At 63.5% G+C, this 26,334-nt stretch carries 20 protein-coding genes and 4 tRNA genes; 3 read left to right on the plus strand and 21 right to left on the minus strand.

Going from position 1 to position 26,334, the window contains the following annotated elements; all coding sequences use genetic code 11:
• Positions 1-53: 53 nt before the first annotated feature.
• Positions 54-2,090, minus strand: coding sequence for an NADPH-dependent 2,4-dienoyl-CoA reductase (locus LU688_RS19390; RefSeq protein ID WP_094012617.1), 2,037 nt, complete (start codon positions 2,088-2,090; stop codon positions 54-56).
• Positions 2,091-2,295: 205 nt separating this feature from the next.
• On the opposite strand from LU688_RS19390, the gene LU688_RS19395 reads away from it, so the two are divergent.
• A complete protein-coding gene (locus LU688_RS19395) occupies positions 2,296-3,414 on the plus strand; it encodes a nitrilase-related carbon-nitrogen hydrolase (RefSeq protein ID WP_094012616.1) in 1,119 nt (372 codons plus the stop codon).
• Positions 3,415-3,418: 4 nt separating this feature from the next.
• Entirely contained in the window at positions 3,419-4,459 is a 1,041-nt protein-coding gene (locus LU688_RS19400; RefSeq protein ID WP_038706533.1) for an AraC family transcriptional regulator, read from the plus strand.
• 203 nt (positions 4,460-4,662) lie between these two features.
• Here the strand turns inward: LU688_RS19400 and LU688_RS19405 are convergent, their stop codons facing one another.
• The 16 genes from LU688_RS19405 to LU688_RS19480 all read right to left on the minus strand — a co-directional run bounded on the left by LU688_RS19405 (position 4,663) and on the right by LU688_RS19480 (position 19,332).
• On the minus strand, positions 4,663-5,550 hold the full coding sequence (locus tag LU688_RS19405; RefSeq protein WP_232888289.1) for a DUF2242 domain-containing protein: 888 nt from the start codon (positions 5,548-5,550) through the stop codon (positions 4,663-4,665).
• Positions 5,551-5,747: 197 nt separating this feature from the next.
• A tRNA-Asp gene (locus LU688_RS19410) sits at positions 5,748-5,824 on the minus strand.
• A gap of 139 nt (positions 5,825-5,963) precedes the next feature.
• Positions 5,964-6,040, minus strand: a tRNA-Asp gene (locus LU688_RS19415).
• Between the two features lie 83 nt (positions 6,041-6,123).
• Positions 6,124-6,200 (minus strand) — tRNA-Asp (locus LU688_RS19420).
• A gap of 81 nt (positions 6,201-6,281) precedes the next feature.
• Positions 6,282-6,357, minus strand: a tRNA-Val gene (locus LU688_RS19425).
• A 250-nt stretch (positions 6,358-6,607) separates the two neighbouring features.
• Complete coding sequence (locus tag LU688_RS19430; RefSeq protein ID WP_031316683.1) at positions 6,608-7,381, minus strand: SDR family oxidoreductase; 774 nt, start codon at positions 7,379-7,381, stop codon at positions 6,608-6,610.
• Positions 7,378-8,589: an O-succinylhomoserine sulfhydrylase gene (locus LU688_RS19435; protein ID WP_232888288.1), complete on the minus strand. Its 1,212-nt coding sequence runs from the start codon at positions 8,587-8,589 to the stop codon at positions 7,378-7,380. Before LU688_RS19435 ends, LU688_RS19430 begins: the two co-directional genes overlap by 4 nt.
• Positions 8,590-8,604: 15 nt before the next feature.
• On the minus strand, positions 8,605-10,110 hold the full coding sequence (gene purF, locus LU688_RS19440) for an amidophosphoribosyltransferase (protein WP_023631895.1): 1,506 nt from the start codon (positions 10,108-10,110) through the stop codon (positions 8,605-8,607).
• Positions 10,111-10,152: 42 nt separating this feature from the next.
• Positions 10,153-10,707: a CvpA family protein gene (locus tag LU688_RS19445; RefSeq protein ID WP_038706536.1), complete on the minus strand. Its 555-nt coding sequence runs from the start codon at positions 10,705-10,707 to the stop codon at positions 10,153-10,155.
• A 187-nt stretch (positions 10,708-10,894) separates the two neighbouring features.
• Positions 10,895-11,557, minus strand: a complete 663-nt coding sequence (locus LU688_RS19450; RefSeq protein ID WP_094012614.1) for an SPOR domain-containing protein — start codon at positions 11,555-11,557, stop codon at positions 10,895-10,897.
• A complete protein-coding gene (gene folC, locus LU688_RS19455) occupies positions 11,541-12,848 on the minus strand; it encodes a bifunctional tetrahydrofolate synthase/dihydrofolate synthase (RefSeq protein ID WP_094012613.1) in 1,308 nt (435 codons plus the stop codon). Before folC ends, LU688_RS19450 begins: the two co-directional genes overlap by 17 nt.
• A complete protein-coding gene (gene accD / locus LU688_RS19460; RefSeq protein ID WP_028690439.1) occupies positions 12,848-13,741 on the minus strand; it encodes an acetyl-CoA carboxylase, carboxyltransferase subunit beta in 894 nt (297 codons plus the stop codon). The genes folC and accD overlap by 1 nt, the downstream gene beginning before the upstream one ends.
• 208 nt (positions 13,742-13,949) lie before the next feature.
• Positions 13,950-14,570, minus strand: a complete 621-nt coding sequence (locus LU688_RS19465; protein WP_038706537.1) for a phosphoribosylanthranilate isomerase — start codon at positions 14,568-14,570, stop codon at positions 13,950-13,952.
• A 59-nt stretch (positions 14,571-14,629) separates the two neighbouring features.
• Complete coding sequence (gene truA / locus LU688_RS19470) at positions 14,630-15,484, minus strand: tRNA pseudouridine(38-40) synthase TruA (protein ID WP_023632367.1); 855 nt, start codon at positions 15,482-15,484, stop codon at positions 14,630-14,632.
• A 135-nt stretch (positions 15,485-15,619) separates the two neighbouring features.
• Positions 15,620-18,253 carry a FimV/HubP family polar landmark protein gene (locus tag LU688_RS19475; RefSeq protein WP_160290886.1) on the minus strand — a complete coding sequence of 878 codons (2,634 nt, stop codon included), beginning with the start codon at positions 18,251-18,253 and terminating at the stop codon, positions 15,620-15,622.
• Positions 18,254-18,324: 71 nt separating this feature from the next.
• Entirely contained in the window at positions 18,325-19,332 is a 1,008-nt protein-coding gene (locus LU688_RS19480; RefSeq protein WP_038706539.1) for an aspartate-semialdehyde dehydrogenase, read from the minus strand.
• Positions 19,333-19,687: 355 nt separating this feature from the next.
• Between LU688_RS19480 and LU688_RS19485 the strand changes: the two genes are divergently transcribed.
• The gene (locus LU688_RS19485; protein ID WP_104443889.1) at positions 19,688-20,866 is read left to right on the plus strand and encodes an integrase core domain-containing protein; all 1,179 of its coding nucleotides are present in this window, start codon (positions 19,688-19,690) and stop codon (positions 20,864-20,866) included.
• An 893-nt stretch (positions 20,867-21,759) separates the two neighbouring features.
• On the opposite strand, the gene asd is transcribed toward LU688_RS19485, so the two are convergent.
• From asd to leuC, 4 genes are all read right to left on the minus strand, one after another.
• On the minus strand, positions 21,760-22,872 hold the full coding sequence (gene asd, locus LU688_RS19490; protein ID WP_023630514.1) for an aspartate-semialdehyde dehydrogenase: 1,113 nt from the start codon (positions 22,870-22,872) through the stop codon (positions 21,760-21,762).
• 63 nt (positions 22,873-22,935) lie between these two features.
• Complete coding sequence (leuB, locus tag LU688_RS19495) at positions 22,936-24,018, minus strand: 3-isopropylmalate dehydrogenase (RefSeq protein WP_023630513.1); 1,083 nt, start codon at positions 24,016-24,018, stop codon at positions 22,936-22,938.
• A gap of 114 nt (positions 24,019-24,132) precedes the next feature.
• Positions 24,133-24,774 (minus strand): 3-isopropylmalate dehydratase small subunit, encoded by a 642-nt coding sequence (gene leuD, locus LU688_RS19500; RefSeq protein WP_094012470.1) that lies wholly within the window; start codon positions 24,772-24,774, stop codon positions 24,133-24,135.
• On the minus strand, positions 24,771-26,204 hold the full coding sequence (gene leuC, locus LU688_RS19505) for a 3-isopropylmalate dehydratase large subunit (protein ID WP_094012469.1): 1,434 nt from the start codon (positions 26,202-26,204) through the stop codon (positions 24,771-24,773). The genes leuD and leuC overlap by 4 nt, the downstream gene beginning before the upstream one ends.
• Positions 26,205-26,334: the final 130 nt, after the last annotated feature.

A 26,334-nucleotide genomic window follows, 5' to 3' on the forward strand; every position in this document is an offset into this window, starting at 1 on the left:
CTGCCAAAGGAAAACCTCACCTGTGAAAGTTGGCTCATCACCAGTTCAAACAATTACAATTCGGCCGCCAATCTCGACCCTTGGTTAATCGCCCGCTTGGCATCAAGCTCAGCCGCCACATCAGCGCCACCGATCAAGTGCACCGATTGCCCGGCCGCCACAAGGCCATCATGCAACTCACGCAGCGGCTCCTGCCCCGCGCAGACAACGATGTTGTCCACCGCCAGCACCTGCGGCTCGCCCTCGCCGATGCGCACATGCAGGCCGGCATCGTCCACGCCGAGGTACTCGACGCTGTTGAGCATCTGCACCTGCTTGTTCTTCAGCCCCGTGCGGTGGATCCAGCCGGTGGTCTTGCCCAGGCCGTCGCCAACCTTGGTCTTCTTGCGCTGCAGCAGGTAGACCTGGCGCGCCGGCGCGTGAGGCTCTGCCTTCACCCCGGCCACACCACCACGAGCCTCCAGCTGCGTATCGATCCCCCACTCCTTCCAGAACGCTTCACGGTCCTGGCTGGTGGCCACGCCCTGGTGCACCAGGTACTCGGACACATCGAAACCAATACCACCCGCACCGATCACCGCCACCCGCTGGCCCACCGGCTTGCGCTCGAGCAGCACGTCCAGGTAGTTCAGCACCTTGGCATTGTCAATGCCGGGAATGGCCGGCGTGCGCGGTGCGATACCGGTGGCCAGGATGACTTCGTCATACTCGCCGGCCACCAACGCGGCGACGTCGACACGGGTATTCAAGCGCAGCTCAACCCCCGTGGACTTCACCTTGTTACGGAAGTAGCGCAGGGTCTCGTAGAACTCCTCTTTGCCCGGCACCCGCTTGGCCACATTGAATTGGCCACCGATCTCGCCGGCAGCATCGAACAGCGTCACTGCATGGCCGCGCTCGGCAGCCACGGTGGCGGCCGCCAGGCCCGCCGGTCCGGCGCCGACCACGGCGATGCGCTTGACTGCCTGCACAGGCAGGTAGTTGAGCTCCGTCTCGTGACAGGCCCGCGGATTGACCAGGCAACTGGTCAGCTTGCCGCCGAAAGTGTGGTCCAGGCACGCCTGGTTGCAGCCGATGCAGGTGTTGATCTCGTCCCCACGGCCTTCGGCTGCCTTGTTGACGAAATCGGGGTCGGCCAGGAACGGCCGGGCCATGGAGACCATGTCGGCATCGCCCTCGGCCAGCACGGCCTCGGCCACTTCCGGGGTATTGATGCGGTTGGTGGTAATCAGCGGGATCCTCACCACGCCACGCAGCTTGGCGGTGACCTTGCTGAACGCCGCGCGCGGCACCTTGGTGGCGATGGTCGGGATGCGCGCCTCGTGCCAGCCGATGCCAGTGTTGATCAGTGTGGCGCCAGCCTGCTCGATGGCCTTGGCCAACAGCTCGATCTCGTCCCAGGTGCTGCCGCCCTCAACCAGGTCGAGCATCGACAGACGGAAGATGATGATGAAGTTCGGCCCCACCGCCTCGCGCACCCGCTGCACGATTTCCACGGCCAGGCGCATGCGGTTCTCATAACTGCCACCCCAGCGGTCGGTGCGGTGGTTGGTATGGGCGGCGAGGAACTGGTTGATGAAATAGCCTTCCGAACCCATGATCTCGACGCCGTCGTAGCCGGCGCGCTGGGCCAGGCTTGCGCAGGTGACGAAATCGCGGATCTGCTTCTCGATGCCTTCCTCGTCCAGCTCCTTGGGCTTGAACGGGTTGATCGGTGCCTGGATGGCGCTGGGCGCCACTTGCTTCGGGCTGTAGGCATAGCGCCCGGCGTGGAGGATCTGCAGGCAGATCTTGCCACCGGCGGCATGCACGGCCTCGGTGACGACCCGGTGCTTTGCGGCCTCTTCTTCGGTGCTGAGCTTGGCCGCGCCGGAGTAAACGCCGCCTTCATCGTTGGGCGCGATGCCACCGGTGACCATCAGGCCGACGCCACCACGGGCACGCTCGGCGAAGTATGCGGCCATGCGTTCGAAGCCGCCGGGGCGTTCTTCGAGGCCTGTGTGCATCGAACCCATCAGGGTGCGGTTGCGCAAGGTGGTGAAGCCCAGGTCGAGTGGAGCCAGCAAGTGCGGGTAACGTTCAGTAGCCATGGATGAACTCCACAGTTGGCGTGATCACGGGAATGCGGGCGCCTCTGCCGCTGTCTACACCAGCTCGCGGGGCCCGTCGGTTGTCTGAGGCCGACATTAAACAGGCGTTTGAACGCGCTCAATGATCGAAACTGACAACTTATTGATCCTGCTGCACAGCAGGTCTACCCTAAGGCACCTCTACCGCACAACGCTGGAACGCTCCATGCGAAAACTGCTAGTCGGCGCCTTGGCGCTGGTCACCCTCGCCGCCCTCTGTGGCTACGGCTTCTGGACCCTGCAGCGCCCTGAGGGCCATTACCTGTCTGACCTGCGCATCGACCTGGCCCTCAACCAAGGCGTGCCAGGCGAGCACGGCAACCTGCTCGGGGTCGAGCCACTGCTGTATCCAGGCGACTATCAGAATCTGACACGCCTGCACCGCAAGCTCTCGGCCTATCTGGAGCAGGCGCGCGCGCAAGGGCTGGTCAATCCACGTACCGTGGTGGTACTCCCCGAGCATATTGGCACCTGGCTGTGGGCCCGTGGCGAAAAGCGCGAGCTTTACCAGGTGACCCAACGCAGCGAGGCTTGGCAATGGCTGGAGTTGAGCAATCCTCTGCGCTATGGCCTGGCCATGCTAGCAGCCAGCGGTGACGACCGCCGCTCGGATGCCCACCTGCGCATGAAAGCGGCCCAGATGGCCGCCGATTACCAGCAACTGTTCGGCAACCTGGCCCGGGAATTCGGCGTCACTCTGGTGGCGGGCTCCATCGTTTTGCCGGCGCCCTACGTCGAGAATGGCGTCCTGCGCACCGGCAACGGCCCGTTGTACAACAGCAGCCTGGTGTTCGCCAGCGATGGTTCGGTGCTCGGCCAGCCGCAGTCACAGCAATACCCCGACAGCGAAAACCGGCGCTATATCCATGATGGCCGGCATCATCCTCTGCAGGTATTGCAGACCCCCGCCGGGCGCCTGGGCGTGCTGATTGGCAGCGATAGCTGGTATCCGGACAACCACCGGCAACTGGCCGCGCAATCGGTGCAAGTGATCGCCAACCCGGTCTTCCTCAGTGGCAAGCACAGCTGGCAGGCGCCCTGGCGTGGGAACCGCCATCAGGCGCAGGCGGCCGACCTCCCGCTGCGACGAGGCGAAGTCAGTGAGCAACGCGCCTGGCAACAACTACCGCTGGCCGCCAATGCCGGCACCCCGAGCATGAGCGTGTTCATGCGCGGCCAGTTCTGGGAGCTGGGCAGCGACGGGCAGGGCTTTGCCAGCCAAAGCGGCACACTGTGGGTCGGTAACGACAGCCACGGTGCGCGCCTGCTCAACCTGTGGCTGTGACGCGATGCCCCGCCCCCGTGTGCGCCTGGGTGACCTGTCGGTAGGTTTCGTCCAGCCCCTGGCAGAAGCACTTGCCAAGCTCGGCCATGACCCGCAGCCGCTGCTGCTACGCTACGGCCTTGACGCCAGGCGCCTGGCCGAGCCGGGTGCACGCTTGTCGATTCCGCGCTACATGCACTTGGGGCATGCAGCGATCGCCTTGTCCGCCGAACCTGCCTTGGGCCTACACATGGGGCGCCTGAGCCGCCTGGCCCAGGCCGGGCTGGCCGGGGTGACTGCCGCCCAGGCCCCCACCCTCGGCGAAGCCGCCCGCACCCTGCTGCGCTTCGAACCGTTGTATGCCGCCAACTACCGGGGTCGGTCGAGTTTCCACGAAGATACCCAGGGCGCTTGGCTGAGGTTCTATTCCATCAGCCCCTACAACAGCTACAACCACTTCGTGGTCGACTCGATGCTCGCGGGCTGGCTCGCGCAGCTCGGTGCCCTCAGCGCCAGGCCGGTGCAAGCCGAACGTCTTGAGATCGAATTCGACACTCCCACCTACGCCACGCAATACCAAGGCCTGTGTACGGGCACCGTGCATTTCGGTGGCACGGCCAACCAACTGCGCCTGAGCCGGGCCACCCTGGACCTGCCCAACCTGCAGCACTGCCCCAGTACCTGGCAGCACCTACTGCAGCTGTGCGAAGCGGAACTGGCCCAGCGCACCCGTGTGCGCAGCCTGGGCGAGCGCATCACCCACCTGTTGGGCCCACTGCTCAATGGCGGGCACGAACCGGACCTGGAGGAAGTGGCGCGGCACCTGCAACTGCCGACCTGGACGTTGCGCCGCAAGCTGGCCGAGGAAGGCACGCGCTTTCGCAACCTGCTCAACGACACACGGCGTGACCTGGCCGAGACCTATATCCGCGATACGGAACTGGCCTTCGGCGAGATCGCCTATCTGTTGGGATTCGCCTCGGCAGAGGCGTTCCAGCGCGCGTTCAAGCGCTGGACGGGGCTGACCCCGGGGGAGTTTCGCCGCCATCAGCGGCAAGTCGGTTAGAGCTCGGTGGCGTCGTCGGCCGGCTCCGGCAGGTCCAGCTCATAGGCCTGGAACTCGAGCAGTTCTTCCTGGTAATCGTCCATCTTCACGCCCCTCATTCGTCGTTCTTCTGTCATTGCGCCAACCTAAGCCAGCGTAATGACAGAATGATTACAGCCCTATGAACGATAAACGTAGCAGGCATCCAGGAAGTTATCGACGAGTCAGAGTGGCGCCGGCGCCTGCTCTGCCGCCGGGGATTCCTGCTGGATCTGGATCGGCGCTGGCTCGACAGGCGGCGCGATGGGTTGCGAGCCCTTGCTGTCATCCACCACCGGCGCGGCCGGGGCCTCGCTGGACGGCACGGGAGGCGCTGGGGTGGCAACGGGCGCAGGCGCTGCGGCAGGGGCGGCAGCAACCGGTGTCGATACCGGAGCCGGTGTCTCTGCCACGCTTTCGGCTACCGGCGTGGCGGGCTGCGGTACGGGCGCGAGGGCTGCGGGCGCAGGCTCCGGCAGGCCCAGGTCGGCGGCAGGTTTTTCCACCTTCGGCTCGGCGGCAGGCTCGGACTTCTCCGGCTTCTTCGGTTTCGGTAGGTAGCTTTCGACCAGGGCGAAGTAACGATCGTAGAACTGCGCAGCAGTGACCGTCTCGCTGGCCACCTTGACCATGGAGTCGTCGGTGGAGCCGATCGGCATCGACACCGAGCCCAGCACGCCCACGCCGAGGCTGGCGGAAGTGTTGGACTTCTTCAGGGCATAGCGATCCTGCAGGGCGTTGGCGAACATGGTCGAGCGATGCTTGTCGCTCATGTCCGAAACGCAGGTGATGTTGAAGCTGATCTGCAGGTGGTTCTCGGCGTTCTGCTGGAAGCTCTTGTTGCCGGCGACCTGGTTGGCATCGCTGCTGGTGATGATGTAGCCCTGGCTGAGCAGCGCACGGCGCGCCGCCTCGCAGGAGCCCGCTTCGCTGGTGGCGAAGGTGCGGGAAAAGGTGCCCGAGTCATCGAAGTTCTCATGCTCGTAGACGGCGGCCTTTTTCGAGGAACAGCCGGACACGCCCGCCAGCACGAGGGCCAGCCCGAGCGCGCCATAGACGGTTGATCTAGACATTGCCAATTCCGGGAAGAAACGAATGGGGCGTATTGTGCATCACATCGATCAGCGGCTGAAACCTTTGATCGGTGAAGAGTCTGTCAGCTTTGTTGGAAATCCTTGCCCATGGTCGGGCAAGTTGCTGAAACGAAAAAAGCGACCCTAAGGTCGCTTTTCCGTTGCTTCGAGGTGTTCAAAGGGCCTCGAGGCGAAGATGGCGCAGCGGACGGGACTCGAACCCGCGACCCCCGGCGTGACAGGCCGGTATTCTAACCGACTGAACTACCGCTGCGTATCGTTCGGGCTTGCACCCGATTGAAACTGGGATCTGAGCTTTCAAGCGCTACAGCGCGAAAGCCAGGAACAAAAAAGGCGACTTATCATCGCCTTTTCTGCTTGCCTCGAGCGTTCATGGGGCTCTTGGCGAAAGATGGCGCAGCGGACGGGACTCGAACCCGCGACCCCCGGCGTGACAGGCCGGTATTCTAACCGACTGAACTACCGCTGCGTATCGTTCAGGCTTGCGCCTGATTGAAACTGGGACCTGGCCTTTCGGCCTCAGACCGGTGCAAGCACCCATCTGGAATAAAATGGCGCGGCGGACGGGACTCGAACCCGCGACCCCCGGCGTGACAGGCCGGTATTCTAACCGACTGAACTACCGCCGCGCAGTGCTGGACTTGCGTCCTGTTTCTCTCTGCCAGAGGGCTTCTTGCAAAGCACCTTGGACCAGAAACGCTCTCAGGAAGTGGTGGGTGATGACGGGATCGAACCGCCGACCCTCTGCTTGTAAGGCAGATGCTCTCCCGGCTGAGCTAATCACCCCCGCGATGTTGCTTGTTGCGTTTGCTTCGCTGAGGCCGCGAAATTTACGCAGGTACCGATGCTAAGTCAATACCCCCATTGAAGTTTTTTTCAAAAAGGGCAAAAAAGGCAGCCTGATCGCGGGGCAAGCACGCCCCCCACAATCCAGACGCCCACAGCGTGGGAGCGGGCTTGCCCCGCGACAGGGCCGGGACAACCGACAAAAAAGGGCCTTTCGGCCCCTTTGTCTTACATCTCAACAGGTTACAGCTCAGGCGTAGATCATCTTGCGGGTCATCCCGCCATCGACCACGAACTCCTGGCCGGTGACAAACCCCGCCTGGCGCGACAGCAGCCACGCCACCAGCGCCGCCACGTCCTCCACCGTCCCTACCCGGCCAGCCGGATGCTGGGCATGGTCGGCGTCGCTCAGCGGCTCGGCGCGCCGCTGCGAGGGGTCACGGGCATCGATCCACCCCGGGCTCACGGCATTCACGCGGATCTCCGGCGCCAGGCTCATGGCCAGGGCATGGGTCAATGCGACCAGCCCGCCCTTGCTGGCAGCATAGGCTTCGGTATCCGGTTCGGATTGCCGGGCACGGGTGGAGGCCAGGTTGACGATCGCACCACCATGGGCGCGCAGGTAAGGTGCGCAGTGCTTGGCCAGCAGCATCGGGCCATTGAGGTTGACCGCCAGCACCCGATTCCATTGGGCCAGGGACAGACTCTCCAAAGTCTGGTTGTGCGGATTGGCGATCGCCGCATTGCACACCAGCGCATCCAGCCGGCCAAACTGCCCGAGCACCTCGGACACTCCAGCACTGACCTGGGCCTCGTCGGCCACATCCATGGTAATGAACCAGGCATTGTCACCCAGGGCCTTGGCAACCTTGGCACCACGCGGGCGGTCCAGGTCGCTGAGCACTACCTGCCAGCCCTCGCAGATCAACCAGGCAGCAATGCCCAGGCCGATGCCGCGGGCGGCACCGGTCACCAGGGCCACCCGACCATTATGGCCGGGCTCGCCACCCTTCCAGTCGATCACAGCGCCGCCAGGCCGCGGGCCAGATCGGCTTGCAGGTCGGCCACATCTTCCAGCCCGACCGCCACACGCACCAGGCTGTCGCGGATACCCGCCGCTTCACGCTCCTGCGGCGTCAGACGGCCGTGGGAGGTGGTTGCCGGGTGGGCGATGGTGGTCTTGCTGTCACCGAGGTTGGTGGTGATCGAGATCACCCGGGTGGCGTCGATGAAGCGCCAGGCGCCTTCCTTGCCGCCCTTCACCTCGAAGCTGACCACCGCGCCGAAGCCGCTCATCTGGCGCTTGGCCAGTTCATGTTGCGGATGGCTCGGCAGGCCGGCGTAGTGGACCTTCTCGACACCGTCCTGCTGCTCGAGCCACTCGGCCAGCGCCTGGGCGCTCTCGCAGTGGGCGCGCATGCGCAGCTTGAGGGTCTCCAGGCCCTTGGTGAAGACCCAGGCGTTGAAGGGGCTGAGGGTCGGGCCGGCGGTACGCAGGAGGCCCACGACTTCCTTCATCTGCTCGCTGCGACCGGCCACCACGCCGCCCATGCAACGGCCCTGGCCGTCAATGAACTTGGTCGCAGAGTGGAACACGATATCGGCACCGAGCTTGAGCGGTTGCTGCAAGGCCGGGGTGCTGAAGCAGTTGTCCACCACCAGCAGCGCGCCACGGGCGTGGGCGATTTCGGCCAGGGCGCTGATATCGACCAGCTCGGCCAGCGGATTGGACGGCGACTCGACGACCAACAGCTTGGTATTGGCCTTGATGGCTTTTTCCCAGCCGCCCAGGTCGACCAGCGGTACGTAGTCCACCTGCACGCCGAAACGCTTGAAGTACTTCTCGAACAGGCTGATGGTCGAGCCGAACACGCTCTGCGATACCAGCACATGGTCGCCGGCACTGCACAGCGACATGACCACGGCGAGGATCGCCGCCATGCCGGTGGAGGTGGCCACGGCCTGCTCGGCGCCTTCCATGGCCGCCAGGCGCTCCTCGAAGGCACGCACGGTCGGGTTGGTGTAGCGTGAATAGACGTTGCCAGGCGTTTCGCCAGCAAAGCGCGCGGCAGCGTCGGCAGCCGTGCGGAAAACATAACTGGAGGTCAGGAACAGCGCTTCGCTGTGCTCGGCCTCCGGTGTACGGTTCTGACCGGCGCGCACCGCCAGGGTGTCGAAACCGACACCCTCGAGGTCACTGTCCAGTCGACCGGCATCCCATTGTTCGGTCATGCCGTCGCTCCCAAATCAGTTGTTGTACAGGTCGATGATCGCGCTGACCGCCTGGGTCTTCACCTTGGCCAGGTCATTACGGGCCTGCTCGATGCGGTCGAGGTAGGCTTCGTCGATATCGCCGGTGACATACTCACCGTTGAACACCGCGCAATCGAAATGCTCGATCTTGATCTTGCCGCCACCGACCGATTCGATCAGGTCCGGCAGGTCCTGATAGATCAGCCAGTCGGCGCCGATCAACTCGGCCACCTGTTCGGTGGTACGGTTGTGGGCGATCAGTTCGTGAGCGCTCGGCATGTCGATGCCGTAGACGTTGGGGTAGCGTACCGCAGGGGCCGCGGAGCAGAAGTAGACGTTCTTGGCGCCGGCTTCGCGGGCCATCTGGATGATCTGCTTGCAGGTGGTGCCGCGCACGATCGAGTCATCCACCAGCATCACGTTCTTGCCGCGGAATTCCAGCTCGATGGCGTTGAGCTTCTGGCGCACCGACTTCTTGCGCGCGGCCTGGCCGGGCATGATGAAGGTACGGCCGATGTAGCGGTTCTTGACGAAACCTTCGCGGAACTTGACGCCCAGGTGGTTGGCCAGTTCCAGCGCCGCGGTGCGGCTGGTGTCGGGAATCGGGATGACCACGTCGATGTCGTGGTCCGGGCGCTCGCGCTGGATCTTCTCGGCGAGCTTCTCGCCCATGCGCAGGCGCGCCTTGTACACCGAGACACCGTCGATGATCGAATCCGGACGAGCCAGGTAGACGTGCTCGAAGATGCACGGCTGGAGTTTCGGGTTTTCCGCACACTGCTTGGTGAACATCTGGCCGCCTTCGGTGATGTACACCGCCTCACCCGGCGCCAGGTCGCGGATCAGGGTGAAGCCGAGCACGTCCAGGGCCACGCTTTCCGAGGCGATCATGTACTCGACGCCTTCGTCGGTGTGACGCTGGCCGAACACCACCGGGCGGATGCCGTTGGGGTCACGGAAGCCGACGATGCCGTAGCCGGTGATCATCGCTACCACCGCGTAGCCACCGACACAGCGGCTGTGCACGTGGGAAACGGCGGCGAAAACGTCCTCTTCGGTCGGCTGCAGCTTGCCGCGCACGGCCAGTTCGTGGGCGAACACGTTCAGCAGCACTTCGGAGTCGGAGTTGGTATTGACGTGGCGCAGGTCGGACTCGTAGATCTCCTTGGCCAACTGCTCGACATTGGTCAGGTTGCCGTTGTGCGCCAGGGTGATGCCGTACGGCGAGTTGACGTAGAACGGCTGGGCCTCTGCCGAGGTGGAGCTGCCAGCGGTCGGGTAACGCACATGGCCGATGCCGATGCTGCCCACCAGGCGCTGCATGTGGCGCTGCTGGAAGACATCGCGCACCAGGCCGTTATCCTTGCGCAGGAACAACCGGCCGTCGTGGCTGGTCACGATACCGGCAGCGTCCTGGCCGCGGTGCTGAAGCACGGTTAGCGCATCATACAGCGCCTGATTGACGTTCGACTTACCGACGATACCGACGATGCCACACATGCGACGCAACCCCTACTTTGATGAAACTTGAGTGAAGCGCGCTCAGGGCTTGGTCGGCCCGAGCAACTGCTCCTTGAACGGAAGGTCAACGGGTGCGCTGACCCCACTGGACATCCACTGGCCGCTGAACCCGAGTATGAGGTTCTTCGACCAATCGGCTACCAATAGAAATTGTGGTATCAGGCGCGATTCCTGCCACCACGGATCCTGTTGCACAGGCCCCAGGCTCAACAGCCCGACCGCCACCACCACCAGCAGCCCCCCGCGCGCGGCGCCGAAGGCCATGCCGAGGAAGCGATCGGTGCCGGACAGCCCGGTCACGCGAATCAGCTCGCCGATGAGGAAATTGAGCATCGCCCCGACCAGCAGCGTGGCGACGAAAAGAATGGCGCAGCCGGCAATGACCCGTGCGGACGGCATCTGGATATAGCTTTCCAGATACTGCGCAAGCGAGCCGCCGAACATCCAGGCCACCGCGCCGGCGACAATCCAGATGAGCAGGGACAAGGCTTCCTTGACGAAGCCGCGCTTGAGACTGATCAGTGAGGAAATGGCGATGATCGCGATGATCGCCCAATCAACCCAGGTAAATGCCACGGTGTTGCCTGCCGACGTTTGAGGCGGCGCATTTTACCAGAGCAAGGGGGCTTGGGGTAAGCGGAATGTCAGGTGTTTGAAGGGCTGCAGGCTGACTCCTGGGACAGCTTTGCAGGTTTGAAAACCATCGCGGGGCAAGCCCACTCCCACGCGACAGGTGGGAGCCGGTTTGCCCCGCGATGGAATGTCAACCACGCTCCGGCTGGAAACGCACGACGATGCCTTTCAGGTTCTGCTGGCGATTGATCACATCACGCAGGCGCTCGGCTTCTGCCCGCTCGATCAACGGCCCGACGAATACCCGATTCATGCCATCCGCCGAACGGATATAGGCGTTGTAGCCTTGGCTGCGCAGGGTCTTCTGCAGGTTCTCGGCACCGGCCCGATTGGACAGACTGGCCAGCTGGATCGACCAGCTCACCGGCAGGCCGTTGACGTCGATCTTCGAAGGTGCAGCGGGCTTGGCCGCGGCAGCAGCAGGCGCCAAACGGGGCTCGACCTTGGCTACCGCCGGAGGGGGTACCGAAGTCTGCGGTTTGGGCTGAGGCTGCGCCGCAGTCGGTGCCGGGGTGATCGGCTGGCTCGGCGTAGCTACCGGCGCCGTGGACTCATCAACCACCACTACAGGCTGGTCGCTCTGCTCCGGCAGCGGTTGTGGCTCCGGCACCTGGACAGGCTCTACCTGCACCTGAGGCAGATTGGGCATGGCCGGCGCTTCCGGCGCCTCGACACGCACCTGGCGCATCTCGTCCTCGCGGGTGAACAGCATCGGCAGGAAGATCACCGCCAGCGCCACCAGCACCAGCGCACCGACCATGCGCTGCTTCATCCCTTTATCCAGCACTGCCATCTACTCCATCCTCGGAAACCTGCCGTTCAAGCCAGGCCAGGGCCTCGCCAACGCAGAAAAACGAACCGAACAGCAGGATCTGGTCATCCGCCGTCGCCTGGGCGCACTGCCCTTCGAGGGCAGCTGCGACACTGGCGTAAGACTTCACTGACGCACCGAGGTTCGTCAAAGCATCCGCCAGCTCTGCGGCCGGGCGGCTGCGCGGCGTGTCCAGCGGCGCCACTGCCCAGTCGGCGACCTGGCCGCGCAGCGGCGCAAGCACGCCGGCCAGGTCCTTGTCGGCCAACAGGCCGAAGACCGCCAGACGTCGCCCCTTCACCGGGCGTGCCGCCAAGCGGCGTGCCAGGTACTCGGCGGCGTGTGGGTTATGGCCGACATCCAGCAACAACTCCACGCGCCTGCCCTGGAGCAGCAGCTCACGTCGGTCGAGACGGCCAGTGATACGAGTATCCAGCAAAGCCTGACGAACCTTGCCGGCATCCCACGGCAGCCCCGTCAGCAGGAAGGCCTGCAAGGCCAGGGCGGCATTCTCCATGGGCAGGTCGAGCAACGGCAGGTCACGCAGTTCAACGGGCGATCCGTCGAGCTGGCAACCACGCCAATGCCAGTGGTCAACGCTGCTATCCAGGTCGAAATCACGTCCACGCAGGAAGAACGGGCAATCCAGCTCACGCACCTTGTCCAGCAAAGGCTGCGGCGGATCAAGGTCACCGCACAGCGCCGGCTTACCCCGACGGAAGATTCCCGCCTTCTCGAAGGCTACCGACTCGCGGCTATCGCCCAGGTAATCGACGTGGTCGACGCCAATGCTGGTGACCAGCGACACGTCGGCATCCACCAGGTTGACTGCATCCAACCGGCCACCCAGGCCGACCTCAAGCACCACCGCATCCAACGCGGAGTGCTTGAACAACCAGAACGCCGCCAGGGTGCCCATCTCGAAATAGGTCAGCGAGATGTCGCCACGCGCCGCCTCCACCGCAGCGAACGCTTCGCACAGGCGCTCATCGCTGGCCTCCTGGCCGTCGATCAGCACCCGTTCGTTGTAACGCAGCAGATGCGGCGAACTGTACACCCCGACCCTTAGCCCCTGCGAGCGCAGCAACGCGGCCATGAAGGCGCAGGTCGAGCCCTTGCCGTTGGTGCCGGTCACCGTGACCACACGGGGCGCCAGCGTGCCCAGCCCCAGGCGCGCAAGCACCTGTTGCGAGCGCTCCAGGCCCATGTCGATGGCCGAGGGGTGCAACTGTTCGAGGTAGGCGAGCCAGTCGCCCAGGCTGCGCTGGTTCATCACGCGACCGCGGCGACCTCTTTGGCCGCTTCAGGGGTCGGCTGGCCGGTCATCTGCGCCAGCAGGCGGGCCAGGCGCGGACGCAGCTCGTCACGGGAAATGATCAGGTCGATGGCACCGTGCTCCAGCAGGAACTCGCTGCGCTGGAAGCCTTCCGGCAGCTTCTCGCGCACGGTCTGCTCGATAACCCGCGGGCCGGCAAAGCCGATCAGCGCCTTCGGCTCGCCGACAATCACGTCGCCAAGCATCGCCAGGCTGGCGGAAACGCCGCCGTAGACCGGGTCGGTCAGTACCGAGATGAACGGGATGCCTTCTTCGCGCAGGCGCGCCAGCACGGCGGAGGTCTTGGCCATCTGCATCAGCGAGATCAGCGCTTCCTGCATGCGCGCGCCGCCGGAAGCGGAGAAGCAGACCATCGGGCAGCGGTTTTCCAGTGCGTAGTTGGCAGCGCGCACGAAACGCTCGCCGACGATGGCGCCCATCGAGCCGCCCATGAAGGAGAACTCGAAGGCGCTGACCACGATCGGCATGCCCATCAGGGTGCCGCTCATGGAGATCAGCGCGTCCTTCTCGCCGGTCTGCTTCTGCGCGGCGGTCAGGCGGTCCTTGTACTTCTTGCCGTCACGGAACTTCAGGCGGTCGACCGGCTCCAGGTCGGCGCCCAGTTCGGCGCGACCTTCTGGATCGAGGAAGATATCGATGCGCGCGCGGGCGCCGATACGCATGTGATGGTTGCACTTAGGGCAGACGTCGAGGGTCTTTTCCAGCTCCGGGCGATACAGCACGGCTTCGCAGGACGGGCACTTGTGCCACAGTCCTTCCGGCACCGAGCTCTTCTTCACCTCGGAACGCATGATCGAAGGGATCAGTTTGTCTACCAACCAGTTGCTCATGCTTGCTTTCTCCAGTATTGGCCGGGGAGACCTTTGCGGCCCCGCCCTGCCCTTGAGCTCAAATTCTTCTGTAAAGCGACGACGGGCCGACCTCGGGCCGCCCCACCTCCAATTCTTCCCCGGCACGCCCCGCGCTCTGGCGCGGCCTGGCAGCACCGGGCTGCGAAAGCTATGGACGATGGCGCGCGGCCAGCCGTCACATCCGCGTTCACGCGCGCTTGACCGCCTGCATGAAGGCTTCGATTCTTGCCGCATCCTTGATGCCCTTGGCCTGCTCCACGCCGCCGCTGACGTCCACCGCGTACGGGCGCACCTGGCGAATGGCCTCGGCGACGTTGTCGGCCGACAGGCCACCGGCAAGGATTATCGGCTTGCTCAGGTGTTGCGGAATCAGTGACCAGTCGAACGCCTCGCCGGTTCCTCCCGGCACGCCCGGCACATAGGCATCCAGCAAGATGCCGCGAGCGCCAGCGTAGTGCCGACAGGCGGCCTCCAGGTCATCCCCCGGGCGCACCCGCAGGGCCTTGATCCAGGGGCGGTGGTAGCCCTCGCAATCGGCCGGGGTTTCATCGCCGTGGAACTGTAGCAGGTCCAGGGAAACCACTTCGAGGATCTCGTTGAGCTCGCAGCGCGAGGCGTTGACGAACAGCCCCACGGTGGTCACGAACGGCGGCAGCGCGTCGATGATCGCACGCGCCTGACGCACGTCCACCGCCCGCGGGCTTTTCGCATAGAAGACGAAACCGAGGGCGTCGGCGCCGGCCTCGACCGCGGCCAGGGCATCCTCGATGCGGGTAATCCCGCAGATCTTGCTGCGAACATTGCTCATGGACAGCGAACCTTGAGTGATCGGGAAAGCGTCGATGGTAGCAAATGACCTGTGCCCCGTCAGTCCGCCAGCGCCTCGTAGCCAGTAAGAAAGTGTGGGCCGATGTAACGCTGCGGCAGCGCGTATTCTTCCGGGTATTCCACCTGCACCAGGTAAAGACCGTAAGGGTGCGCGGTTACCCCGCCGTCACGGCGGTTGCGCCCTTCCAGCACCTCGCGGGCCCACTCCACCGGACGCTCGCCGGCACCGATGGTCATCAGCACGCCGGCAATGTTGCGCACCATGTGGTGCAGGAACGCGGTGGCACGCACATCCAGCACGATCATCCGCCCATGCCGGGTCACACGCAGGTGGTGGATGTGCTTGATCGGCGACTTGGCCTGGCACTGGCTGGCGCGGAAGGCGCTGAAGTCATGGGTGCCCAGCAGGTATTGCGCGGCCTCGGCCATGCGCTCGACGTCCAGCGGGCGGTGGTTCCAGGTGACTTCCTCGGCCAGGTGCGCCGGACGGATCGGGTCGTTGTAGATCACATAGCGGTAGCGCCGCGCGGTGGCCTTGAAGCGGGCATGGAAGTGCGCAGGCATGGGCGCCGACCAGACCACGCTGATGTCGTGGGGCAGGTTGAAGTTGGTGCCCAGGGTCCAGGCGCGCTCGTCGCGCACGGCGCGGGTGTCGAAATGCACGATCTGCCCGCAGCCATGGACGCCGGCATCGGTGCGCCCGGCGCAGATCACCGAGATAGGTTCGTTGGCCACCGTCGACAGCGCCTGTTCCAGGGCCTGCTGGACACTCGGCACGCCGCTGGCCTGGCGTTGCCAGCCGCGATAGCGCGAACCTTTGTATTCCACGCCCAAAGCGATGCGGGTGTAGCCTTCGGCAGCCGATTCGGCGGCGGCGGTATCGATGATGTCCAAGAGCGGCAAACCTGATGATGAAACGAAAGGCGGGAGTATACCGGCAAACCGTGCAGGGGCCGAAATGATCGCGGGGCAAGGCCGCTCCCACGTCTTGCGTGAAAGCAGGCTTGCCCCGCGATGTACAGCTTTGCGTCAGACCAGGCGTGAGAGCATCTCGTTGGCTTCCTGGCGTTGGCTGTCGTCACCGTCCTTGACTACTTCGTCGAGGATGTCACGGGCGCCCTGATGGTCGCCCATGTCGATGTAGGCGCGGGCCAGGTCGAGCTTGGTGGCCACCTCGTCGGCGCCGGAGAAGAAGTCGAAGTCCAGGTCGTCCAGCGGCTCGGGCTCCAGCGCAGCGTCCTCGGCGGTGAACGATGGCTGCGCAACCGATGGGGTCTCGAGGTTCTGCGACAGCTTGTCGAGCTCGGCGTTGACGTCGTCCAGCTCCGAGGCGAAGTTCTTCGCCGCCGGCGAGTCGTCGTCCAGCGACAGCGACAGGTCGAAGTCGTCCGGCAGCTCCAGCTCGGAAATCGGATCGAACTCCGGAATGGCCTCGAAGGCCGCCAGCTCGGCCGCCACGTCCACCGGGGCTTCCTCGCTGCCGGTCGGAGCCACCGGGTCTTCGGCGACATCCAGGTCGAATTCGGCCAAGTCGTCGACATTTTGCGGTGTCGCCTGCGCCTGGGCGAGCAGTGCCTCGAAGTCGTCGTCGGCATCGGTTTCGGCAACGGCGGGTGCAGCCTCGGCCTCGGGCGCCTCGACGACCAGATCCTCGAGACCGACCATGTCGAGGTGGTCATCTGCCGGCAGGTCATCGTCCAGGCTCAGGTCGAAGGCACTGTCCAGATCGGCCTCTTCGACCACAGGCTCAGGCTCTGGCTCGGCCGCCACGACCGGCTCCACGACGAGTTCCGGCGCGCTTTCACCCAGCTCCAGCTCCTTGTCCTGCAGGAGATCCTGGACATACTGCTCATCCAACTCGGCTGCCAGGGCCGCGGCCCCGGCAGCGCCTGCCGCCACCGCCGCGACACCCAGCATGGCCGGGAAGCGCTCCTTGAGCGCGGCGACCTCGGCCTGGTTCGTGTCGTTGACCGCCAGCTTGCGTTCCTGGCCAGCGAACGCGTCCTGGTCGCCCTGACGTGCGTAGACTTCCATCAATTTAAGGCGCAGATCGCTGCGCTGCGGCTCGGAGGCCACCGCCGCTTCGAGCAGGTCGGCGGCGTGGTTGAGGCGACCACGGACCAGGCTTTCATCCACCTCGGCCAGCAACGCCGCGCGCGGATCAGCCGCCGGAGCAACGACGTCGGCAGGCACCGCAGGTTTTTCTGCCGCAACGGCCGCAGCGGCCGAGGCCGCCACTACCGCAGGCGACAGGGTCACGCTTGGCGCCGACACATCCAGACCTTCAAAACTGCTCGGCGGCAGGTCCAGGTCCGGGCCACGCTCACCATCCTCGGCCAGCGCACGGGCCATGCGCAGGTGTTTTTCAGCTTCCTGCTGGGCTTTGCGCTTGCGGGCCAGAAGCAGCAACAGCAACAGCAGCACCAGGAATGCGGAACCGGCAATCAAGCCCAGCAACAGCGGGTTGCCCAGCAGTTGGTCGAGCATGCCCGGCTCTTCGCTGGCCGATGCCTCGGCTGCCGCGTCTTGTGGCGCGGTGTCGGCCGCGGCAGGCGCCGGGGCGACCACCGGCTCGGCAGGGGTCAATTGCGCGTTCACCGCAGGTTGCGCCGGAGCCGGCTCGCCCGGCAGCGCCGCTGCCGGTGCCTGTGGCGCCGCGGCGCCCTGGGCCTCCAGACGCGCCAGCTGGTCGTTCTTCAGCTCGATCAGGCGCTGCAGCTTGTCCAGCTGGCTCTGCAGGTCGGCCATGCGGCTCTTGAGTTCATCGTTGTCGCGCCGGCTGGTGTCGAGGCTTTCCTGGGCCACGGCAAGCTTGTCGCCCAGCGCCTTGGCCTCGCCGGCCGCGCCCTTGCCGCCCGGAGCCACCAGGCGCAGGTTGTCGCCCTGGGCGATGCGCGCGGGGGCCGCGCCAGCCTCGCCACGGCGGGTGGCATCCAGCTGCCGTGCACGCGGACCGAGGCGGCGGCCTTCGCGCCAGGCGGCGTACTGCTCGGCGACTTCGCGGTTGGCCTGGGCCTGGGGAATGCTCTGCACCTGCTGCTGATCGGGCAGGCGCAGCACCTGGCCGGTCTTGAGCTGGTTGATGTTGTTGCCGATGAAGGCATCCGGGTTCAGCGCCTGGATGGCCAGCATGGTCTGCTGGATCGAGCCGCCGTTGGTATTGCGCGCGGCGATCTGCCAGAGAGTGTCACGGCGCTTGGTGGTGTAGCTGCCCGCACTGACAGCCGGGTTGATGCCCGCCGGGGCCGGTTGGCTGCCCTGGGCCTGGGCTTGGTCGAGCAGCACGCTGTAGTCGCGCAGCAGGCGGCCCTGGGGCCACATGACCTGGACCAGGAACTTGACCACCGGCTCCGGCAGCGCCTTGCTGGAAGTGACCCGCAGCACGCTCTTGCCGTTGGGGTTGATCACTGGCGTGAAGGTGAGGTCTTCGAGATAAGGCGGGAAGGCCACCCCGGCCTTGGCGAACTCTTCCGGCGACGCCAGGCTTGGCGCCATTTCCGCCGCGGAGAGGTCGCGCACGTCGAGCAGTTCGATCTCGGCATCCAGCGGCTGGTTCTGCGCCGACTTGAGGGTCAGCTCACCCAACCCCAGAGCGTTCGCCACCCCGGACGACAGCGCCGAGGCTGCCGCGATGGCCAGAACCAGTTTGCGAATTCGAAGCATGAACTCTTCCCTTGTATGAAACGTCCCGAAAACCCTGGTGCGGTGCAGGACAAAATAGCTCGCAGTATCTTTTACGCCATGTGTTTTATCAACAATTGTGCCGCCTGCACGGCGTTCAGCGCCGCGCCCTTGCGCACATTGTCGGTGGTCAGCCAGAGATTGAGCTGCTGGTCTTCATCGACACCGTGGCGTACACGTCCAACATAGACCACGTCCTGGCCCACCGCGTCACCCACAGGCGTCGGATAATCACCCGGCTCGACCAGCTCGATGCCGTCGGCAGCCTCCAGCGCGGCGTTGACGGCCACCAGGTCGACCGGATTACGGCTTTGCACGGCGACACTGAAGCTATCGCCGAAAAACACCGGGACTTGAATGCAGGTCACGGAAATCTTCAGTTGCGGCAGGTCCAATACCTGACGCAGTTCATTCACCAGACGGCGCTCTACATTGGTGTGGCCCTGTTCATCGGGTGTCCCGACCTGAGGGAGCAGGTTGAAGGCGACCTGGCGATCGAAGAAGCGCGGCTCCAGAGGGCGTGCGTTGAGCAGTTCGGCGGTCTGCCGGGCGAGCTCGCTGACGGCCTCCCTGCCCTGCTCCGAAACTGCCAGGCAGGCATTGACCTGAACGCGCTCGATATCGAGCAAACCCTTGAGCGGCGCCAGCGCCACCGCCAGGGCCACTGCGCCGGCGCTCGGGCTGGTGATCAGTGCGGGCTGTGCGAGTTCGGTGATGCGCTCGCCGTTGGCTTCCGGGACCAACGCGGTGGCGCCGTCCAGGGCGCCGGACAGGTCGATCACCGCGCAACCGGCGGCGATGGCTTTCGGCGCGAAACTGCGGCTGACGGCTGGGCTGGCGGCGAAGAAGACCAGCCTGACCTGGGAGAAATCGAAGTTGTCCACTTCACGGACCTTCAGTTTCTTGCCCGCGAACATGACACTACTGCCGGCGGATTCCATGCTGGCCAGCAGGTGCAGGGTGGAGACCGGGAAGGCAACTTCCTCGAGGATCTGGACGAGGGATTCACCTACTGTGCCGGTGGCGCCGATTACGGCTACGTCCAGGGCTTTGGGGGTCATGAGATCGGTTCCTTTTCCAGGGGGTACGGCGGGGGAGCGGCACTTTACTTGGATTGTGGAGTGGGAGGTAGGGGCGGATTCGGATTCGGATTCGGATTCGGATTCGGATTCGGATTCGGATTCGGATTCGGATTCGGATTCGGATATCAGGGTGTTGGTTTTTATTTTTTAGGCGCATTCGGAGATGATGTCGACATCTAGTCACCTTTCCGCCCTTACGGCGGGTCCCTTTTTGAAGGATCAAAAAGGAACCAAAAAATCCTGGCGGTATGACTCACCCACATGGGTTACAAATCAGTTCACGCACATAGGTAACAGTCTTTAACTGGCAGGGTCGGTTTTCGAGGATCTGACCATGCCTTGGCGAGAGCTGAAACCTATGGACCTTAAAATGCTTTTCATTGCGGATTACCTGCAGGGGCCGCCCAGCTTCAGCGCCCTGTGCCAGGCCTACGAGATCAGCCGAAAGACCGGCTACAAATGGGTCGAGCGATATGAGAAAGAGGGGCCTTCGGGGCTGGAAGAACGCAGCCGCCGCCGGTTGAACCAGGATTGGGTCGTACCCGCCGCAGTTCGCGAAGCCATCATCGAATTGCGCAGTCGAGGCGAAACGGAACCGGGGCCGAAAAAGATCCAGGCTGCGCTGCAGGAGCGTTTCCCTGATCAGGCGCCGCCCTCGAAGACAGCGATCTACAACATCCTCAAGAAAGCCCAATTGGTCAAACCACGCCGCTTACGTCAGCGTGTAGCGGTCTATCCCAAGCCCCTGGAGAAGGCCGAGTCGCCTAACCAGCTGTTCAGTGCGGACTACAAAGGTCAATTTCTGACAGGTGCAGGCGTCTGGTGCTATCCGCTGACGATCATGGATCACGCCAGTCGTTTCCTGCTCGCCTGCCACAGCATGCCCAATACCAACCTGCTGGAAACCCAGGCCGTTTTCACCCAAGTGTTCCGAGAGAATGGTTTGCCTGAGCGGATTCGTACCGATAACGGTGTGCCGTTTGCCAGTAAGGGGCGTGCGGGACTTTCTCAGCTGTCGATCTGGTGGCTGCGTCTAGGCATCATTCCCGAGCGCATTGCGCCTGGTCGGCCTGAACAAAATGGCCGCCACGAGCGCATGCATCGAACGCTCAAAAGCACGCTCCCATCGCCGCCGGCAGTGGCCTGGGAGGCTCAACAACGGCACTTTGATCGCTTTCGGCAGCACTACAATCACGAGCGCTTGCATGAAGCGCTGAAGCAGAAAACACCGGCGTCTTGCTACCAGCCATCTCCACGCCCATTCCCTGAAAAGCTCCCCGAAATGACCTATCCCAGTCATATCGAGAGCTTGCCGGCTGATAGCTCCGGCATCATCAATCGCCGGGGCTTGAGGATCTACGTAGGTTATGTGCTCAAGCACCAGACCATTGGACTGGAGCAGGTTGGGGATGGCGTCTGGGATGTTATTTTCGGTCCCATCATCCTTGGCAGAGTCGATGTGCGGGATGCCACTGATGGTTATGTAACACTCAAGGTGTCGTCACCTATGTGAGTGAACTTTTGTGTAACCCATGTGGGTGATCCGTACATCGCTCCATTCATACGGCCCCTACGCTTCGCTCCGGGGTTCCCTCGCTCCGTTCTTGCTCCCGTGGGTACCGCGCTGTACGCCCCATCCTGGGGCGCAGCGCTCGACGGCCATCCATGGCCGTCGCCCCACTACGCAAGAACTCCACTCGGCCTCCTGAAGTCGCAATCGGTGGCGCCTGAACTATCGCGCACTTAGAAGCAAGATCAAGAGCAGATCAAGAGCAGATCAAGAGCAGATCAAGAGCAGATCAAGAGCAGATCAAGAGCAGATCAAGAGCAGATCAAGAGCAGATCAAGAGCAGATCAAGAGCAGAGATTTTTGTTTGTTAGTGGATGTTATGTTGTTTTTCATTACGCCATCGCGGTGCAAGCCCGCTCCCACGTTGAATAACTTAGTCAAACTATGGTGGGAGCGGGTTTGCCCCGCGGTGTTTATCTAGAGTTCCCACGATGGCAACTAGAGACTAGCTGCGTTAGTGCAGGCGCCGCCCGTAACTTCGCGACTTCAGGAGGCCGAACGCAGGTCTTGCGGAGGGAGGTGACGGGCATGGATGCCCGTCAAGCGCTGCGCCCCAGGATGGGGTGTTCAGCGCGGTCCTCCCGGGAGCAAGGCCGGAGTGAGGGAACCCGGAGCGAAGCGGAGGGCCGGATGAATGGAGCGAGGATTTTTTGGTTCCTTTTTGATCCTTCAAAAAGGGACCCGCCGTAAGGGCGGAAAGGTGAATAAGCGTCAACATCTCAAATGAATGCGCATAAAAAAATCAAAACAACCAACAACCAATCTAGCACCAATAAAAAAACCCGCATCACTCTCGCAACACGGGTCCTTCAAAATCCAAACTCAAACCACCCAGATCACCGCTCCAGCAGAATCCGCAACATCCGCCGCAGCGGCTCCGCAGCCCCCCACAGCAACTGGTCACCAACGGTGAAGGCCCCGAGGTACTGCGACCCCATGTTCAGCTTGCGCAAACGCCCGACCGGCACGTTCAGGGTCCCGGTCACCTGGGTAGGGCTCAGCTCCTGCATACTGATCTCACGCTGATTCGGCACCAGCTTCACCCAAGGGTTGTGCTGGCTGATCATGCCTTCGATATCCGCCAAAGGCACATCCTTGTTCAGCTTGATGGTCAGCGCCTGGCTATGGCAACGCATGGCGCCAATCCGCACGCAGATGCCATCGACCGGGATCGGGCTCTTGAAGCGCCCGAGGATCTTGTTGGTCTCGGCCTGGGCCTTCCACTCTTCGCGGCTCTGGCCGTTCGGCAGTTCCTTGTCGATCCACGGGATCAGGCTGCCGGCCAGCGGCACGCCGAAGTTGTCGGTCGGGAAGCCTTCGCCACGCATGGCCTCGGCCACCTTGCGATCGATGTCGAGGATGGCGCTGGCCGGGTTGGCCAGGTCGTCGGCGACCGCCGCGTGAATACCGCCCATCTGCTTGATCAGCTCACGCATGTTCTGCGCGCCGGCACCGGAAGCCGCCTGATAGGTCATGGCACTCATCCACTCGACCAGGCCGGCTTCGAACAGGCCGCCCAGCCCCATCAGCATCAGGCTGACGGTGCAGTTGCCGCCGATGTAGTTCTTGGTGCCCGCATCCAGCTGCTGGTCGATGACCTTGCGGTTGACCGGGTCAAGAATGATCACCGCGTCGTCCTGCATGCGCAGGGAGGAGGCCGCGTCGATCCAGTAACCCTGCCAGCCGGCTTCGCGCAGCTTGGGGAATACTTCGTTGGTGTAGTCGCCGCCCTGGCAGGTGAGGATGACGTCGAGGGTCTTGAGCTCTTCGATGTTGTAGGCATCCTTGAGCGGCGCAATGTCCTTGCCCACCGCCGGACCTTGGCCACCGACATTGGAGGTGGTGAAGAACACCGGCTCGATCAGGTCGAAGTCCTGCTCTTCGAGCATCCGCTGCATAAGCACGGAACCGACCATTCCACGCCAACCGATCAGACCTACACGTTTCATCGCAACTACACCTTTGCTAAAAGTGGGCCGCCACCGGGAGTTTTGGGTGGCGGGCCAGAGAGATTACAGATTCCGCAGCGCTGCGACTACTGCGTCGCCCATTTCCTGCGTACCGACCTTGCGGCAACCTTCGGAGAAGATGTCACCAGTGCGCAGGCCCTGGTCCAGCACCAGGCTCACCGCCTGCTCGATCGCCTCGGCGGCGGCCGTCTGGTTGAAGCTGTAGCGCAGCATCATCGACACCGAGAGAATGGTCGCCAGCGGGTTGGCGATGCCCTGCCCGGCGATGTCCGGCGCCGAGCCGTGGCACGGCTCGTACATGCCCTTGTTGTCGGCATCCAGCGACGCCGACGGCAGCATGCCGATGGAACCGGTGAGCATGGAAGCTTCATCCGACAGGATGTCGCCGAACATATTGTCGGTCACCACCACGTCAAACTGCTTGGGCGCGCGCACCAGCTGCATGGCGGCGTTGTCGACGTACATGTGGCTCAGCTCGACGTCCGGGTAGTCCTTGGCCACTTCCTCGACCACTTCACGCCACAGCTGGCTGGAAGCCAGGACGTTGGCCTTGTCCACCGAACACAGTTTCTTGCCGCGTACACGGGCCATGTCGAAGCCGACGCGGGCGATGCGGCGCACTTCGCTTTCGCTGTACGGCAGGGTGTCGTACGCCTGGCGCTCGCCGCCTTCCAGCTCGCGCTGGCCGCGTGGCGCGCCGAAGTAGATGCCGCCGGTCAGCTCGCGGACGATAAGGATGTCCAGGCCAGCGACGATCTCTGGCTTGAGCGACGAGGCGTCGGCCAACTGCGGGTAAAGGATGGCAGGGCGCAGGTTGGCGAACAGGCCCAGTTGCGAACGGATCTTCAGCAAGCCGCGCTCCGGGCGGATGTCACGCTCGATCTTGTCCCACTTCGGACCGCCCACGGCGCCCAGCAGAACCGCGTCAGCATGGCGCGCACGCTCCAGGGTCTCGTCGGCCAGCGGCACGCCGTGCTTGTCGATGGCCGCACCACCGATCACGTCGTGGGTGAGGCTGAAGCCGAGCTGGAACTTGTCGTTGGCCAGTTCCAGCACCTTGACCGCCTCGGCCATGATTTCCGGACCGATGCCATCACCTGGGAGAATCAGAATCTGCTTGCTCATGCTTTCCTCTATCCAATCAAGCGGCGCGCCCTGTCGGCGCGCCGATAAACTCAGTGTCCAACGGACCTCATCGCGGGGAAAGCCCGCTTCCACGCGTGGTGATGAGGCCTTCGATCAATCGCGGAACAACCACGGCTGGCTGGCGCGGTGCTTGCCCTCGAACGCCTTGATCGCGTCGCTGTCCTGCAGGGTCAGGCCGATATCGTCCAGGCCGTTGAGCAGGCAGTGCTTGCGGAATGCATCGATCTCGAACTTCAGCACTTTTCCGTCCGGACGGGTCACGGCCTGGGCGTCGAGGTCGATGGTCAACTGGTAACCCGGGTTGGCCTCGACCTGCTTGAACAGCTCGTCGACTTCGGCGGCGTCGAGAATGATCGGCAACAGGCCATTCTTGAAGCTGTTGTTGAAGAAGATGTCGGCGAAGCTCGGCGCGATCACGCTGCGGAAACCGTACTCATCGAGTGCCCACGGAGCATGCTCGCGGCTAGAGCCGCAACCGAAGTTCTCCCTCGCCAGCAACACGCTGGCTCCTTGGTAACGCGCATGGTTGAGCACGAAATCCTGGTTCAACGGGCGCTTGCTGTTGTCCTGGTATGGTTGGCCGACGTCAAGGTAGCGCCACTCGTCGAACAGGTTGGGACCGAAGCCAGTGCGCTTGATCGACTTGAGAAACTGCTTGGGAATGATCTGATCGGTGTCGACGTTGGCTCGATCCAAAGGTGCGACAATACCAGTATGCTGGGTAAAGGCTTTCATGCTGCGCTCCCTTGGATCAACTCGCGGACATCGATGAAGTGGCCGGTCACTGCGGCGGCGGCGGCCATGGCCGGGCTGACCAGGTGGGTACGGCCACCGGCGCCCTGGCGACCTTCAAAGTTGCGGTTGGAAGTGGACGCGCAGTGCTCGCCGCTTTCCAGGCGGTCCGGGTTCATCGCCAGGCACATCGAGCAACCTGGTTCACGCCACTCGAAACCGGCCTCGAGGAAAATCTTGTCCAGCCCTTCGCGCTCCGCTTGGGCCTTGACCAATCCCGAGCCCGGCACCACCAGCGCCTGCTTGATGTTGGCGGCGACCTTGCGGCCCTTGGCGATCTCAGCAGCTGCGCGCAGGTCTTCGATGCGCGAGTTGGTGCACGAGCCGATGAACACGCGGTCAAGCTGGATATCGGTGATCGCCTGGTTCGCAGCCAAGCCCATGTACTTGAGGGCGCGCTCGATCGAGCCACGCTTGATCAAGTCGGGCTCGGCGGCCGGATCAGGCACGCGCTGATCGACGGCCAACACCATCTCCGGCGAGGTGCCCCAGCTCACCTGTGGCTTGATCTGCGCGGCGTCGAGTTCGACCACGGTGTCGAACACTGCGTCGGCGTCAGAGACCAATCCTTTCCAGGTCTCGATGGCCTGCGTCCACTGCTCGCCCTTTGGCGCGTAGGGACGGCCCTCGACGTAGTTGACGGTGGTATCGTCGACCGCGACCAAGCCCACACGGGCACCGGCCTCGATGGACATGTTGCAGATGGTCATGCGACCTTCCATGGACAAGTCGCGGATCGCGCTGCCGGCAAACTCCATGGCATGGCCGTTACCGCCGGCGGTGCCGATCTTGCCGATCACGGCGAGGACGATGTCCTTGGCGGTGACACCGGCGGGCAATTGGCCTTCGACGCGCACCAGCATGTTCTTCATCTTCTTGGCCACCAGGCACTGTGTGGCGAGCACGTGCTCGACCTCGGAGGTGCCGATGCCATGGGCCAGGGCACCGAACGCGCCATGGGTGGAAGTATGCGAATCACCGCAGACCACGGTCATGCCCGGCAAGGTCGCGCCCTGCTCCGGGCTGATGACGTGCACGATACCCTGACGCTCGTCATTCATCTTGAATTCGACGATGCCATATTCGTCACAGTTCTCATCAAGGGTCTGCACCTGAAGGCGCGAAACCTGGTCGGCGATGGCCTCGATACCGCCTTTACGCTCAGGCGTGGTCGGCACGTTGTGGTCAGGGGTGGCAATGTTGGCATCGATGCGCCATGGCTGGCGGCTGGCCAGGCGCAGGCCTTCGAAAGCCTGGGGCGAGGTCACTTCGTGGATGATATGACGGTCGATGTAGATCAAGGACGAGCCGTCATCGCGGCGCTTGACCTCATGAGCTTCCCAAAGTTTGTCGTAGAGCGTTTTACCAGCCATCAGACTGTTCCTCATCAGCGTCTTTCTATGCCAAAGACCCCTTGGCTTGTACGGACGATGCTATGGCGTTAAATTGAATAACTCAAATTCATAATTTTCATGCTTTGCATAACCATCAGGAATTCAAATC

It is taken from the genome of Pseudomonas soli (assembly GCF_021283165.2).
In the GTDB taxonomy this organism is placed as follows: Bacteria; Pseudomonadota; Gammaproteobacteria; order Pseudomonadales; family Pseudomonadaceae; genus Aquipseudomonas; species Aquipseudomonas soli.

Coding starts and splice junctions, on each gene's coding strand:
- LU688_RS19475 (WP_160290886.1), bottom strand. CDS start 18,253: ATGCTTCGAATTCGCAAACTGGTTCTGGCCATCGCGGCAGCCTCGGCG.
- LU688_RS19435 (WP_232888288.1), bottom strand. CDS start 8,589: ATGACCGAACAATGGGATGCCGGTCGACTGGACAGTGACCTCGAGGGT.
- LU688_RS19465 (WP_038706537.1), bottom strand. CDS start 14,570: ATGAGCAATGTTCGCAGCAAGATCTGCGGGATTACCCGCATCGAGGAT.
- leuB (WP_023630513.1), bottom strand. CDS start 24,018: ATGAGCAAGCAGATTCTGATTCTCCCAGGTGATGGCATCGGTCCGGAA.
- purF (WP_023631895.1), bottom strand. CDS start 10,110: ATGTGTGGCATCGTCGGTATCGTCGGTAAGTCGAACGTCAATCAGGCG.
- leuC (WP_094012469.1), bottom strand. CDS start 26,204: ATGGCTGGTAAAACGCTCTACGACAAACTTTGGGAAGCTCATGAGGTC.
- folC (WP_094012613.1), bottom strand. CDS start 12,848: ATGAACCAGCGCAGCCTGGGCGACTGGCTCGCCTACCTCGAACAGTTG.
- LU688_RS19485 (WP_104443889.1), top strand. CDS start 19,688: ATGCCTTGGCGAGAGCTGAAACCTATGGACCTTAAAATGCTTTTCATT.
- asd (WP_023630514.1), bottom strand. CDS start 22,872: ATGAAACGTGTAGGTCTGATCGGTTGGCGTGGAATGGTCGGTTCCGTG.
- LU688_RS19395 (WP_094012616.1), top strand. CDS start 2,296: ATGCGAAAACTGCTAGTCGGCGCCTTGGCGCTGGTCACCCTCGCCGCC.
- LU688_RS19390 (WP_094012617.1), bottom strand. CDS start 2,090: ATGGCTACTGAACGTTACCCGCACTTGCTGGCTCCACTCGACCTGGGC.
- leuD (WP_094012470.1), bottom strand. CDS start 24,774: ATGAAAGCCTTTACCCAGCATACTGGTATTGTCGCACCTTTGGATCGA.
- LU688_RS19400 (WP_038706533.1), top strand. CDS start 3,419: ATGCCCCGCCCCCGTGTGCGCCTGGGTGACCTGTCGGTAGGTTTCGTC.
- LU688_RS19405 (WP_232888289.1), bottom strand. CDS start 5,550: ATGTCTAGATCAACCGTCTATGGCGCGCTCGGGCTGGCCCTCGTGCTG.
- LU688_RS19480 (WP_038706539.1), bottom strand. CDS start 19,332: ATGACCCCCAAAGCCCTGGACGTAGCCGTAATCGGCGCCACCGGCACA.
- LU688_RS19450 (WP_094012614.1), bottom strand. CDS start 11,557: ATGGCAGTGCTGGATAAAGGGATGAAGCAGCGCATGGTCGGTGCGCTG.
- accD (WP_028690439.1), bottom strand. CDS start 13,741: ATGAGCAACTGGTTGGTAGACAAACTGATCCCTTCGATCATGCGTTCC.